The 13,143-nt window shown below is 66.5% G+C and carries 10 protein-coding genes; 1 reads left to right on the plus strand and 9 read right to left on the minus strand.

Going from position 1 to position 13,143, the window contains the following annotated elements:
- Positions 1-8 precede the first annotated feature (8 nt).
- From H7B90_RS20810 to H7B90_RS20840, 7 genes are all read right to left on the minus strand, one after another.
- Positions 9-1,799 (minus strand): L-fucose isomerase, encoded by a 1,791-nt coding sequence (locus H7B90_RS20810; RefSeq protein WP_185137814.1) that lies wholly within the window; start codon positions 1,797-1,799, stop codon positions 9-11.
- Between the two features lie 60 nt (positions 1,800-1,859).
- Complete coding sequence (locus H7B90_RS20815; RefSeq protein ID WP_185137815.1) at positions 1,860-2,708, minus strand: sugar phosphate isomerase/epimerase family protein; 849 nt, start codon at positions 2,706-2,708, stop codon at positions 1,860-1,862.
- Positions 2,705-3,649, minus strand: a complete 945-nt coding sequence (locus tag H7B90_RS20820) for a phosphoglycerate dehydrogenase (RefSeq protein WP_221482111.1) — start codon at positions 3,647-3,649, stop codon at positions 2,705-2,707. The genes H7B90_RS20815 and H7B90_RS20820 overlap by 4 nt, the downstream gene beginning before the upstream one ends.
- A 13-nt stretch (positions 3,650-3,662) precedes the next feature.
- Positions 3,663-4,277, minus strand: coding sequence for a glucose-6-phosphate isomerase (locus H7B90_RS20825; RefSeq protein ID WP_185137816.1), 615 nt, complete (start codon positions 4,275-4,277; stop codon positions 3,663-3,665).
- Positions 4,274-5,242: a shikimate dehydrogenase family protein gene (locus H7B90_RS20830; protein ID WP_185137817.1), complete on the minus strand. Its 969-nt coding sequence runs from the start codon at positions 5,240-5,242 to the stop codon at positions 4,274-4,276. Before H7B90_RS20830 ends, H7B90_RS20825 begins: the two co-directional genes overlap by 4 nt.
- A gap of 144 nt (positions 5,243-5,386) precedes the next feature.
- Positions 5,387-6,901 (minus strand): xylulokinase, encoded by a 1,515-nt coding sequence (locus tag H7B90_RS20835; protein WP_185137818.1) that lies wholly within the window; start codon positions 6,899-6,901, stop codon positions 5,387-5,389.
- Positions 6,902-6,923: 22 nt separating this feature from the next.
- Complete coding sequence (locus tag H7B90_RS20840; RefSeq protein WP_246578687.1) at positions 6,924-7,967, minus strand: alcohol dehydrogenase catalytic domain-containing protein; 1,044 nt, start codon at positions 7,965-7,967, stop codon at positions 6,924-6,926.
- 181 nt (positions 7,968-8,148) lie between these two features.
- Between H7B90_RS20840 and H7B90_RS20845 the strand changes: the two genes are divergently transcribed.
- Positions 8,149-8,946 carry a DeoR/GlpR family DNA-binding transcription regulator gene (locus tag H7B90_RS20845; RefSeq protein WP_185137820.1) on the plus strand — a complete coding sequence of 266 codons (798 nt, stop codon included), beginning with the start codon at positions 8,149-8,151 and terminating at the stop codon, positions 8,944-8,946.
- A 203-nt stretch (positions 8,947-9,149) separates the two neighbouring features.
- On the opposite strand, the gene H7B90_RS20850 is transcribed toward H7B90_RS20845, so the two are convergent.
- Together H7B90_RS20850 and H7B90_RS20855 are read right to left on the minus strand one after the other, a co-directional pair.
- Positions 9,150-10,175 (minus strand): Gfo/Idh/MocA family oxidoreductase, encoded by a 1,026-nt coding sequence (locus H7B90_RS20850; protein WP_185137821.1) that lies wholly within the window; start codon positions 10,173-10,175, stop codon positions 9,150-9,152.
- A gap of 163 nt (positions 10,176-10,338) precedes the next feature.
- Positions 10,339-13,038: a family 78 glycoside hydrolase catalytic domain gene (locus H7B90_RS20855; protein ID WP_185137822.1), complete on the minus strand. Its 2,700-nt coding sequence runs from the start codon at positions 13,036-13,038 to the stop codon at positions 10,339-10,341.
- Between the last annotated feature and the right edge of the window lie 105 nt (positions 13,039-13,143).

A 13,143-nucleotide genomic window follows, 5' to 3' on the forward strand; every position in this document is an offset into this window, starting at 1 on the left:
TCGGGCGATCAGCCGTACAGAGGACCGTAGGCGGCGCAGGCTCGGAAGTCGGCGCCCTCCGGGTCCTTCGTGCCGAACGCGCTCCACGAGCTCGGACGGAACAGGCGCTTCGCACCGACGTTGTGCATGTTGACCGGAATGCGGAGAATGCTCGCCAGCGTGATGAGATCGGCGCCGATATGGCCGTAGCTGACGACGCAGTGGTTCGAGCCCCAGTTCTCCATGACCGCGTAGACGTCGTCGAACGCGGGGTCGCCGGGCACGAGGTTCGGCGCGAACCAGGTCGTCGGCCACGTCGGCGTCGTCCGCTCGTCCAGCTGGGCGTGAACCGCTTCCGGCAGCTCGACGGTATGCCCTTCGGCCAGCTGCAGCACCGGCCCGAGCCCTTCGACGAGGTTGATGCGAGCCATCGTAACCGGCATCCCGCCCCGCGTCAGGTAGTCGGTCGAATGGCCGCCCCCGGCGAATTGATCCATGTACGTCGGCCGCCAGGACGTCGCGGCGAGGCAGCGGTCGATCTCCTCGTCCGCGATCTCCCAATGCGGCTTCAGCGCCGGCTCGCCGTCCCGCATCATCTCCCCGGTGCCGTCCAGCGCGGCCGGGCCGGAGTTGATCAGGTGCAGGACGCCGCCCGCCGCCCGCCCTTCGAGCCGATGGCCGGTCGCCCGCTCCACCGCCTCCGGGCTCCAATACGCTCGGACGTCGGCGAAGATCTGCGCCGTGTTCGTCAGGTAATGCTGGAACAGCATCGTCGCCGCGTTCAGGTTGTCGTTCTCCGTCGCGACGATGTACGGCTCGCGGGCTCCGTTCCAGTCGAACGAGCTGTTCAGCACCGCCTCCAGGAAGTCCGCGCTCGGGAAGTGGTCCGTCCACTCCCGCTGGCCCTGGAACCCGGACGCGATCGCGTTGTAGCCGTACGCCTCCTCCTCGTGCCCCATCTCGGCCAGCTTCGGATTGCCGACCATCAGGTCGCGGACGATCAGCGCCATCTTGACGACCGTCTCCCAGTTCCGCTCCTTCCGCTCGTCCGGAATGACGAGCTCCGCCGGGTTCGGATCGGGGCCGATGCGGCACTTCTCGCGCACCCAGGCGAGAGCGGTCCGGAACTCCTCGGGATCGTAGATGCCGCGTTCGATGCGCCTCGTCACCTCGGTCATGTCGACGTAGGCGTTCTTCATGCCGAGGTAGCGCCGGTAGAACGAGTCGTCCACGATGCAGCCCGCGATGCCCATCGACACCGAGCCGATCGACAGGTACGACTTGCCGCGCAGCAGCGCGGCCGCGAGGCCCGCCCGGGCGAACTGCAGCAGCTTCGCCTGCACGTCGTCCGGAATCGTGCGGTCGTCCATGTCCTGCACGTGGCGGCCGTAGATCTTGAACACCGGCAAGCCCTTCTGGTTGTGGGCGGCATGCAGCGCGCCCATGTAGACGGCTCCCGGCCGTTCGGTGCCGTTGAAGCCCCACACCGCGTGCGGCAGCTGCTTATTCGTCTCCATCGTCTCCAGCGGGTAGCACCAGCCGGACGCGACGGTGACCAGCACGCCGACTCCTTCCTTCGCGAAGCGGTCCGCGCATTGCGCGGCCTCCTTCAGGCCCGAGATGCAGACGTCGTTCACGACGCACTCCACCGGCGACCCGTCGGGATACCGCAGCGTCTCCGACAGCAGCCGCGCGGCCTCCCGCGCCAGCTCCATCGTCATCTCCTTCGTCGCCGCCTTCACCAGCTTGCGGCGGTCGATGATCGGCCGGATGCCGATCTTGGGGAATCCGTTCTCATAGCGATGCGCCAGATCCGCCACTGTTCTCTCTCCTCCGCTCTATTTGTCTCCGATGCCGAGCCGCTCCTGACCGGATCGCGATCAACCGAGACCGTACTCGGCCATCTTGCCGCGGATGAAGCGGACGCCTTCGGCGACGAGCACGTCGCCGCTCGGGGCGAGCTGCCGCCATACCCACGTGTTCATGTTGTCGGTCACGTCGACGAACGACTCCAGCGCCGCGTACCCGGCATAGTTCAGCTCGGCCAACGCCCGGAATATCGCGTCCCAATCCACGAGCCCCGTCCCCGGGATGCCGCGGTCGTTCTCGCAGATGTGGTAATGGATCAGGTCGGCGCCGGCCGCCTTCGTCGCTTCGTAGAAGCTTTTCTCCTCGATGTTCATATGGTAGGTGTCGAGGTGGATCTTGATGTTCGGCTCCCCGATCATCGCCTTCAGCCGCAGCGCCTGCTCGCACGTGTTGATCAGGTTCGACTCGTAGCGGTTGACCGGCTCCAGCCCGATCTGCACGCCGAGTTCCCTCGCGTAGACGGCCGCTTCCCGCAGCCCCTCGGCCGCCCAGTTCCACTCGTCCTCCGTCGGTCGGGCGTTCGCGTTCTTGACGTGCTCCGAGTAGACGACGCCGGAGAGGTTCGTCTTGCCGATCTCCGCCGTCGCGCGCGCGCAATCCTTCAGGTATTCGATCCCCTTGGCGCGAATGGCCGGGTCCGGACTCGTAATGTCCGTGCCGCGAAGCAGCACCGTCGACGTAACGGCGTCGAGCTCCGCGTCCGCAAGCCGCTTCTTCACGGCGGCCGCGTCGAACGTGTCCAGCGTCATGAGCGGAATCTCGATAAAATCGAGCCCGAGGCGCTTCACCCGGTCGATCAGATCGAGCGTGCCGTTGCTCCATTGGGAGCACCAAGCGTATGCATGAATGCCCAGCTTCATCCCGTCTCCACCCCGTTCAAATGTTGTAGAACTTGCCGGGAGGCCATAACCCCCATCTTGTCGACGGCCTGCATCGTCGAGGCGGCGCAGTGCGACCCGACGACCAGCCGATCCGACGCCAGCAGCCCGGGACGGTCCGGCGGCTCCTTCTCGAACACGTCGATGCCCGCTCCCCAGATCCGCCCGCTCTCCAACGCTTCCAGAAGAGCGCTTTCATCGATGAGGCCGCCCCGCGCCGTGTTGACGAGAACGGCCGTCGGCTTCATGAGGCCGAACTCCCGCTTCCCGATCATGTGGCGAGTCTCCGACGTCAGCGGCACGTGCAAGGTGACGAAGTCCGCCTCCCGGAGAAGATCGTTGACGGCCGGCACATACGTCACGCCGTTCGCCGCCGCGAACGCCTCGTCGCGGACGGCGTCGTAGGCGAGCACCCGCATGCCGAAGCCTCCCGCCCGCCGGACGACCGCCTTGCCGATCTGGCCGAGCCCGATAAGGCCCAGCGTCCGGCCGTTCGCGTCGACGGCGGTCCGCTTCGTCCAGTCGCCTTCCCGGCAAGCGCGGTCGATCGGCACGACGCGGCGCGCGGCCGCCAGCAGCAGTGCGAACGTATAGTCCGCCACGGCTTCCGTGTTGGCCCCGGCCGTCGTCGTCACTTTGATGCCCCGCTCGGCCGCGTAGCCGATATCGATATTGTCGGTGCCCACGCCGTATTTGGCAATGACCTTCAGCCGCGGCGCCCGCTCCAGCACCTCGCGGTCGAGCGGATCGACGCCGACGATGACGGCGTCGGCATCGGCGATGCGCTCGATCATCTCTTCCTTGGCCAGGATGCGGCCCGTCGGGTTGCGCACGACCGTCAGCCCCCCCTCGGTCAGCAGATCGAGCGGCTCGGAGCTGTGCGCGGCGAAGGATCGGGGCGTGACCAGCACGTTCATGCCCATCGCGTATCCCTCCTTACGCCCACTTGGGATTGTCGACGATGGCCGGCTTGCCGCCTTGTTCCACGACGATTTTCCGGAACCCCTTCGTCTCGATGCTTCCGTAGTCGTGCCCGGCGTCCGCCCGGAACGCGTAGAACGTAATGAGCGGCTCCGTTCCGGTGTTGACGCTGCGGTGCGCGTACCGTCCCGGCACGTAGACGGCCTTGCCCGGGGAGAATTCCTGCGCGTCCCATTCGCCCTCGGGGTTCTCCATCAGCATGAGGCCGCGGCCTCCGATGCAGTAGTACACCTCCGCGGTGTCGAGAACGGTGTGGAAGTGCCCCTTGGTCATGTAGTACTCGTCCCCGACTTTGCCCGGGTAGACGATGCTCGTGCCGAAGGCGAGGTTGCCGGCGGTCTCGGTAATGCCGAGCTCGTGGAATTCGTAGAGCAGCGGATTGCCTTGCGCGAGCAGCGCCTCGGTCGCCGCGTCGTCGGCGTACATCCCCTTCATCTGAGTCAGATAACGCTTGAGAGAAGGCTTCGTGTCGGACAAGCCGTTGTTCAGGCTGAAGTAGACGGCGAACGGATCGGGATTCGCGGGATTGGCGGGGGTTGCGCGGTTTGCTTGGTTCGGGGCGAAGCTCATCTCGCTTCCTCCTTTCGATTCTGTCCCTGCTGTTGCAGCTCCTTCGCGATCCGCTCGAGCCGCAGGAACGTCGGCCGGTCGATGCGGAGATGGAACACGTCCTGGATCACCTGGGTCCAGCCGTGAAGGAAGTAAATCCAGCCGTCCTCGACGCGCAAGCCTCGTTCCGCCTTCTGCGCTTCGGCTTGCTGAAGGAACAGCAGATCGCCGCGGTAGTTCAGCTCCCAGACGAGGCTTCCCTTGGGGAACTTCGCCTCGTTCGTCAGCGGCGAGCCGGGGCGGTCCTTGCCCAGGCCCGTGGCGTTCACGACGAGCGAGAACTCCGGCAGCCCGCTCAGCACCGCGTCGTTGTCCGCCGGTTCCGGGCAGAGCCGGTATTCGAACCGCGTCTTCGTGTCGAGGCGGCCGAGCAGCTCGCGCGCGGAATCGAGCCGGGCCTGGCTGCGGTTGCTGATGACGATCCGGGACGGGACGTTGTCCCCATGCTCCGGCCGCGTCAGATACGAGCAGATCGCCAGCGCGCTGCCGCCGGCCCCCATGAGGAACGCCTCGCCGCCGCGGGCCCAGTGGCCCTCCGGTATGAACGCCTCCATGGCGAGGCCGCTGGAGATCGGGTCCTTCGCCGCTCCGAGCAGGCGGCCGCCGTCCTTGGAGATCGAGGACAGCTCCTCGAATTGGACGGCATAGCCGTCGAGTTCGTCGAACAGGCCGCGGGCGGCCCGGAAAAGGTCGATCTTATGCGTCGTGACGAGCGCGCCGAGCGCGTTCGGGTCGTTCTTGATGAACGAGACCGCCTCCCGGTACCGCTCCGGGTCGGCGTGGATCGGCAGGTCCATTCCCTTGATGCGGGCGCCGGCGAGCCCCAGCTCCTCGGCCCACAGCGGGAACAGCTTCATGATGGAAGACGAGCCGGTCGTGACGCCGATGAAGTAGAAGGTCGGCCGGTCGTTCGGTTCGTATGGCATGGCAGTCGTTCCTTTCGGATAAGTGGATGATGACGGCTATGAAAAATGCCTCTCGGTTGCGGCGGCGACGATGGCGGAAAACGGGATATTGCGCGAATGGGAGGGACCCGGCGGCCTGCTTCGGCGCAGCCTCCGGCTCCCGCCCTACTTCAGGTTCCCGTACAAGGCCGCCAGCGCGTCGACCGCTTGGCGGTAGCGCCGCGCCGGGGCGGCGTACCGCTCGCGGCTTCCCGGCTCCGGCTCGTAGACGTCGCCGTACGCCAGGAACGACTCCGCCGTCGCGGCCAGGTCGCCGAACAGCCCGACGCCGTACCCCGCGATGACGGCGTTCGCCGTCAAGGCCGAATCGACGCTGCGCAGCGTCCGCACCGGAATGCCGAGCACGTCGGCCTTGATCCGGTTGAACAGCGCGCTCTTCGCGCCGCCGCCCGCCGCGTTGACCTGGCGGTAGGGAATCTCGCCGGCCAACCGCTCCAGGATGTCGAGGTACGAGCGATACTCGTAGGCGATCGACTCGAGGATGGACCGGTACATCGCCGCCTTGCCGTGCGACCAGTTCAGGCCGAGCCACGCCCCGCGCAGGTCCGCGTTGTTCGGGCAGACGCTGCCGCCGAAGTGCGGCACGAACAGCAGGCCGTCGCTGCCGGGCGCCACGCCTTCGGCCATCCGGTTCAGCTCGTCGAACGGGAGCGCCGCCGCCTCGTCCGGGCTGACCAGCGCGCGGTACCACGCGAGGCATTCGCCGCCGCCGTTGATGTACGCGAGCGGGGCCCACAGCCCCGGGACGACCGAGCGCGCGAAGAGGAGCGTCTTCGTCTCGGCGTCCGGGTTGTACCGGTCGACGCAGCAGGCGAGCACGGAAGCGGTTCCGGCGATGTCCAGCAGCTGGCCCGGCCGGACGAGGCCGCCTCCGAAGGAAGCGGCCGCCGTGTCGCCGCAGCCCGCGACGATCGGCGTGCCGGCGGCGAGCCCGGCGGCCGCCGCGTAGTCCGCCCGCAAGCGGCCGACGATGTCCCACGGCCGCACGATGGCGGGCAGCTTGGCGGGATCCAGGCCGAACGCTCCGGTCAGCTCGGGCGACCAGCGCATCGCTTCGACGTCCGCGAAGCCGGAGAAGTGCAGGTGCGTGTAGTCGACGAAGGCCTCGTCCGCGGTCAGCCCCGCCAGCCGGCCGGCGACGTAGGCGCTCGGCACGACGAACTTGGCGATCCGCTTGTAGACGTCGGGCCGCTCCCGCTTCCACCACAGCTTCTTCGGCCCGTGCGCGTAAGTGACGGGGGCTCCCGTGATCCGGATAACCGCTTCCTCTCCCCAGGCGCGGATCTGAGGCATCGCCGACTCGCAGCGGGTGTCGAGCCAGGAGTCGTACGGCGTGACGGCGTTCCCCTCCCGGTCGATGCCGAGAATGCCGGCCATCTGGCCGTCCAGTCCGATCGCCGCGACCTGGCCGGCGGGGACGCCGGAAGCCTCCAGCGCTTCCCGGACGCTCTCGACGACGGAGACGAGCATCTCCTCCGGATCCTGCTCGACTCGGCCGCCCGCGCCCCGGATGAGACGGGAAGGCCGGAACGACGAGGCGACGACGGCGCCCTTCTCGCTTACGATCGCCGCCTTCGTCCCTTGGGTGCCGATATCGGCGCTCACGATGTACTGCGTCATTTGCCCAGTCACCCGCTCTCTCTCAATCGAACGTTACCAGCGTCTTGATGCCGACCGAACCCGACGCGGCGGCCACGGCCTGCCCGAATTCGGAGATCGGGAACCGGTTCGACACGAGCTTGTCGGCGTCGATCAGGCCGCTGGCGATGAATTGCAAGGTTTTCCGAAAATGATGGTTGTTCGCCTTCGTCGAGCCGGTCGCCATAATCTGTTTGTAGTGAATCCGGTTCGTATCGATCAAGGTCGGCGTCGCGCTCTTCGGCAGCCCGCCGAAAAAGTTGATCCGCCCGTTCGTCGCCGTCACCTCGACCGCCAGCCGCTGCGCCTCCGGCGAGGGGTTGGCCGTCACGCAGACGTCGACGCCTCTCCCGCCGGTCCGTTCCAGGATGCGCTCGCGAAGCCCCTCCGCCTCGAGCGTGACGAGCGAACCGTCGATCGTCTTCGCCAGCTCGAGCCGGCCGGGCGAACGGTTCGCCAGGAACACGCGGCCCGCTCCGGCCCTCCTCGCCAGCTGGGCGTACAGGATGCCGATCGTGCCGGCCCCGACGATCAGCACGTCGTCGCCGAGCCGGACCGGGCATACCTGCAGGCCGTTGTACACGCAGGCGAGCGGTTCGGCCAGCGCCGCCTGGTCGAAGGTGACGCCGTCCGGCAGCTTGGCGACGTTGCCGAACCTAACCGCCGCTTCGGGAATGACGACGTATTCGGCGAAGCCGCCGTCGAGCTGCACGCCGAGCGCCCGGTAGTCGGGGCAGAGATGATAGTCGCCCTTCACGCACTCGTCGCAGATGCCGCAGCCGATGTTCGGGGCGACGGCGACCCGGTCTCCGGCGGCGTAGCCCGCGACCGCGCTCCCGACCTCGGCGACGACGCCCGCGATCTCGTGGCCGAGCGTTCGCGGCGACGACGGGCCGATGCCGGCGAACCCGTTCGCGATCATCCGCAGGTCCGTGCCGCAGATGCCGGCGCGCTTCACCCGGAGCAGAAGCTCGCCCTCGGCGATGGACGGCTTCGGCAGCTCCGTCACGCGCACGTCGTTGATGCCGTACATTTGCGCCGCAATCATCATCGTTGTCACCCTGTCATTGTTTTATATTCTTTATTGTTATTTGCTGTTATATCTGAATCATAGGCCGAGAAGGAACCGATGTCAACGCTTAAATCGTTGTCCATTAGCAGATTGTTAGAAAACAATAACAAATGATATAATTGTTTAACCTTATCTTATCTGAAAATGGAGCGGAATCATGAGCGACAAAGCGACGGAAGTGTTATTCGCGGAAGAGAGGAGAGCGCGCATCGTCGAGCTGGTCAACGAACGGAAGAAGGTGCTCGTTCCCGACCTGATCGAACGGTTCAAGGTGTCCCCGGCGACGATTCGCGGCGACCTGCGGGACCTGGAAGCCGCCGGCCTCATCAAGCGCACGCACGGCGGCGCCATCCCGAGCGACTTCGCCAAGGTCGGCTTCGAAGCCGATACGGTCTCGAAGAACGTCAGCCATCTGGCGGAGAAGCGGCTCATCGCCCAGGCGGCCGCGGCGATGGTCGAAGACGGCGACATCATCATCCTCGACGCCGGCACGACGACGCTGGAGATGGCGAATCTGCTGCGCGACAAGCGCAACGTCACCGCCATCGTCAACGACCTGAACATCGCGACGAGCCTGCAGCCGTTCGAGGGCGTCAACGTCATCGTGCTCGGCGGAACGCTGCGCAAGAACCTCCACTGCACGGTCGGCCCGTTCGCCAACAACCTGCTGTCGGAGCTCAACGTCGACAAGGCGTTCCTCGGCTCGAACGCGTTCAGCGTGCAGAAGGGCTGCACGACGCCCGACATCAACCAGGCGGAGATCAAGAAGATCATGGTGAAGGTCGCCACGCAGGTGATCGTCCTGTGCGACAGCAGCAAGATCGGCAAGAACTCGTTCCTGCAATTCGCGCCGGCCGGGGAGATTCATACGTTCATCACCGACTCGGGCGTGGAAGAATCCGTGGCGAACGAGCTGACGGAGCTGGGCGTGGACGTGAAAATCGCGAAGGCCTAGCGGGCCCAAGCGATACGCGATTCTCGCGAAGCCATGGCGGGATCAAGCGCTGCGCGAAAGCTTGCGATGCCCTGGCGAGATCAAGCGTTGCGCGAAGCCGTATCCGTGCTCGGGCTGAGCTTAAGCCGGGCGGCCTCTTCGGGCCGTCCGGTTTTTTGCGGCGTTTTATCCCCAATGCCTCCGGCCTCGTCGTTCCGCCAGCCTCAGTCCGCCAGCCTCACCAGCTCGCCTCGCGCGAGCGAAGCGTTGCCCGCCTCGACGATGCGGACGGCCATCATGCCGTCATATCCCGTCACCGCGGGCGTCCGGTCTTCGCGGATGCAGGCGATGAAGTCGGAGTCCTCCGCCAGATAAGCCTCTTTAAACAGCGAACGCCAGCTGTTCATGAACGGACGCTGAAGCGTCTTGTCCCGGCGCGCGGTGACGATCGTTCTCTCGTGCGTCTGCCCGAGATAGATGACGCCCTCGGTGCCGAGAATCTCCACCCGGCTGTCGTAGCCGTATTGGACGCCCATCGCCCCGTCGATGCTGCCGAGCTTGCCGTCCGCGAACCGGGCCGTCATCGCGACGGTGTCGTAGAAGTCCGGGAACTCCTCCCGAATGTCCGGGCAGCGGAAGTTGCCTCCCGCCGCGTGAACCTCCGCGATCTCCGAGCCGGCGAACCACCGCAGCGTGTCGATATCGTGGCTGTTCACCTCGGCGAGAGGGCCGTTGCTCTTGCGAATGTCGTACATCCACGGCATCGGCGTGCTGGGCCCCCGGGTCAGCGACTTGACCATGACGACGTCGCCGATCGCCCCGGCTTCGATCTGCCGCTTCGCGTCCCGGAAGCTCTCGTCGAACCGGCGCATGAACGCCAGCTGCAGCTTGACGCCTCCCCTCTCGCACGCTTCGATCATCTCCTTGCATTCCGCCTCGTTCATCGCCATCGGCTTCTCGCACAGCACGTGCTTGCCCGCGGCCGCCGCGGCGACGACGATCTCCCGGTGATAGACCGTCGGAGTCACGACGACGACGGCGTGAATCGATTCGTCCGCCAGGGCGTCGCGGTAATCGGTATAGACCTTGTCGACTTCGAGCGACCGGGCCGCCTGCTCGGCCGCCTCCCGGTTCGGATCGGCGAATGCCGCCAGCCTCGCGTAGGGAACGCTCTTGCGGAAGTTGGCCGCATGAATCATGCCGGCTCGGCCCGCGCCGATGACGCACACGTTGACGATATCGGGTGCCATGAGATCCCGCCTTTGCTGAATAATATTATTTATTATCATTTACTATCATATTTTATTGTATAATGTATAGTCAATTGTTATTTGCGATTGAAAAGCCAAAAAAAACCGCAAACCCGAACGGTCTGCGGTTCTCTCGGTTCTCTTTTTTTTCCAATCTCCAAGCCTATCCTATGCCTCGAAAAAAATGACGCCCGGGACCGACCTCCCGCTCCTTCGCTTCCGCCCCGTCAACTCCCGCGGGCAGAGCGACGACGGCCGTCGTCCCCTCGGGAATCTCGACCTCCAGCTTGAAGCGTCCCGCTTCGCGCCGCCACGCCGATACGACCGTCCCCTTGACGGTGTCGAGACGGGCCTCCGCCCATTCCAGCCCGGTCGGCGGGCAGGGCCGGATCTCGATCCGCCCGTAGCCCGGCGTCAGCGGCCGAATGCCGCCGATTCGGGTGTAGAAGGACGCGCCGATCCCGCCGAACATCGCGTGGTCGTGCGAGTGCATGCCGCCCTTGAAGCTCCACTGCTCCCACAGCGTCGTCGCCCCTTGCGCGATCTGCCAGCCGAAGCCCGGGTACTCTTCCTTCTTCAGAATCCCGTAGGCCAGATCGATGCGGCCGTTGTCCGCCAGCACGTCCATCAGATAACGGGTTCCGTAGATGCCCGTGTCCAGATGGCCGCCCTTCTCCGCGATCGCCGCCTCCAGCCGGTCCGCGGCCGCTTCCCGCTCCCCATCCGGCACCATGCCGTAGGCGAGGGGCATGAGCTGGGCGGTCTGCGAGCCGCTTCCGTAAACCCCGCCTCCCCGGTAGAACCGCTCTTGGAAGGCCAGCCGAACTCTCGAGGCCCGTTCCGCATACTTGGCCTCGTCCTCCGCCAAGCCGAGCGCGCCGGCCGTCTGCGAGACGACCGTCGTTTGCCGGTAATACAACGCCGTGTTGACGATCGCGACCTCGCCGAAGTAGTTGTCCCACCCGTCTTCGTTCGGCGGACACCAATCTCCGAAGCCTTCCGTCACGATGCCGTCCGGCCACTTCTCCGCCAGATAGTCGACGTAGGAACGCATCGCCTCGTAATGCCGCTCCAGCGCCTCCTTATCCCCGTAATACCAGTACAGATGCCAAGGCAGCGTCACCTTGTCCCCGCTCCAGTCCGGGTTGGACAGGCTGTCCTCGATGTCGGCCAGCCACTTGCGATAATAAAGGCGCATGCCGAAGTTATGGATGGCCGCCTCCTCGACGACGGCCGAATCCATCAGGCACGGCGTCCTCTCGTCGCGCTGGCAGCAGTCGGTCGGGATGCTGACGAGGTTGTTCAGCACGGACCAGCGGATGTTGCTCTGCAGGCGCGTCAGCAGCCCGTCGGAGCAGGCGAACCGCCCGGTCTCCCGGACGTCCGCGTGAATCGGAACCGCGGCCGCCTCCAGCAGCTCCGCGTCCCCGCTCGCCTCGACGTACCGGAAGCCGTGGTACGTGAAGCGCGGCTCGTACGACTCGACGCCCGAGCCTCCGAGGACGTAGACGTCCGTCGCGGCGGCGTTGCGGTTCGTCCACGGATCGATATTCCCTTCCGCGTCGATCAGCTCGCTGTACTTCAGGACGACCCGGCTGCCCGCCGGCCCGCGAGCCTGGATCCTGACCCACCCGGCGATATTCTGGCCGAAGTCGTAGACCCGGACCCCTTCGCGCGGGCGCAGAACGCGGACGGGCGCTAGCGGCGGCCAGGCGACGACGGGCGGCTGATCGTTCGGCTCGAGCCGGCCCTCCGGCGGAACGGCCTCGACGGCCGGCGCCCAGCCGTCCGCCTGGAATTCGTACGTGTCCCAGCCGGCCAGCTCCCGGTCTCTTCGTCCGTCGAACGTCTCCCCGTCGTAGATGTCGTTCTGGAGCAGCGGGCTGTCCGCCGTCCGCCACGTCTCGTCCGTGACGATCCGCCGTACGGAGCCGTCCTCCAGCTGCAGCTCCAGCTCGAGAAGGACCGCCTTGTCCCGCTTCCACTTCCAGCCCCAGCGGGAATAGTTGAGGTTATACCCGTTGCCGAGCCACAGGCCGATCGCGTTCCCGCCGCGCCGGATCAGGGGCGTCACGTCGTACTCGTCGTACAGCAGACGCCGCTCGTACGGCGAGTTGGCCGGCGCGAGCACCCGGCCGTCGGCTTTCGCCCCGTTGACGCGAAGCTCGTACCAGCCGATGGCGTAGGCGCGAACGACGGCGCGCGCGACGGCGCCTTCCGCTTCGAAGCTCTTGCGGAAGAGCGGGCTGTCCGCGGCGAGCGGGGCTTCGCACAGAGACAGCTGGCCCTCGTCCAGCCGCAGGCCGCTCCCGGAGCCGTCGATCCGGCCGGCGCCGAACTGGATGACGCTCGGATCGTAGAACCGGTTGACGTACAACGCCCGGCCGGTCTCGTCGTAGACGCGGAGCTCCCGGAAGACGGCGGCCTGCCCCGGCCCCGTCGCGAAGCCGACCGTTCCGGCCCGCCCGGCGGAGGCCGGGGCGGCCAGCGCCGGGCGGCCGTTCAAGCGAACGCTCCACGCGTCCTCGCCTTGCTCGATGCGCACCGCGACCGTCCAAGGCGGCGGCGGCTTCAGCTCCTCCGCCTCCGCTCTGGCCCGCTCCCGGCGCACGCCGTCCTCCGTCTCGAATAGAACGACGCAGCCCTCCGCCGCGTTCAGCTCGACGCCGGCATAATGCCGCTCGTCCCGAACGCCGAACAGCACGCTCGCGCCCCCCGCTTCCACGGCGACCTTCGCTTCCAGCGCGACCCGGTCCCACTCGCGGGCCTCCTTCGCCGGCCTCGCGATCCACCGGGCGGACCCGTCCGCGAATCCGGCCCGGTCGCCGGCCGATGGCGATTGTGTTCTTGGCGTCCCTGTCATTGGCGCCCCCTCCTTGTTCCTTCCCTGGCTGCATTCCGGCTTCGGCTTCCGTCAAGTCCGGACGCTTCCACCCGGTCCTCTCGCAATCCGGCTCTTGCGGCTCGG

The organism is Cohnella xylanilytica (genome assembly GCF_014212175.1).
GTDB lineage: Bacteria > Bacillota > Bacilli > Paenibacillales > Paenibacillaceae > Cohnella > Cohnella xylanilytica.

Bases quoted from the DNA above. Each gene is read 5' to 3' on its own strand.
- H7B90_RS20815 (WP_185137815.1), bottom strand. From the start codon at position 2,708: ATGAAGCTGGGCATTCATGCATACGCTTGGTGCTCCCAATGGAGCAAC.
- H7B90_RS20820 (WP_221482111.1), bottom strand. From the start codon at position 3,649: ATGGGCATGAACGTGCTGGTCACGCCCCGATCCTTCGCCGCGCACAGC.
- H7B90_RS20825 (WP_185137816.1), bottom strand. From the start codon at position 4,277: ATGAGCTTCGCCCCGAACCAAGCAAACCGCGCAACCCCCGCCAATCCC.
- H7B90_RS20830 (WP_185137817.1), bottom strand. From the start codon at position 5,242: ATGCCATACGAACCGAACGACCGGCCGACCTTCTACTTCATCGGCGTC.
- H7B90_RS20835 (WP_185137818.1), bottom strand. From the start codon at position 6,901: ATGACGCAGTACATCGTGAGCGCCGATATCGGCACCCAAGGGACGAAG.
- H7B90_RS20840 (WP_246578687.1), bottom strand. From the start codon at position 7,967: ATGATTGCGGCGCAAATGTACGGCATCAACGACGTGCGCGTGACGGAG.
- H7B90_RS20845 (WP_185137820.1), top strand. From the start codon at position 8,149: ATGAGCGACAAAGCGACGGAAGTGTTATTCGCGGAAGAGAGGAGAGCG.
- H7B90_RS20850 (WP_185137821.1), bottom strand. From the start codon at position 10,175: ATGGCACCCGATATCGTCAACGTGTGCGTCATCGGCGCGGGCCGAGCC.
- H7B90_RS20855 (WP_185137822.1), bottom strand. From the start codon at position 13,038: ATGACAGGGACGCCAAGAACACAATCGCCATCGGCCGGCGACCGGGCC.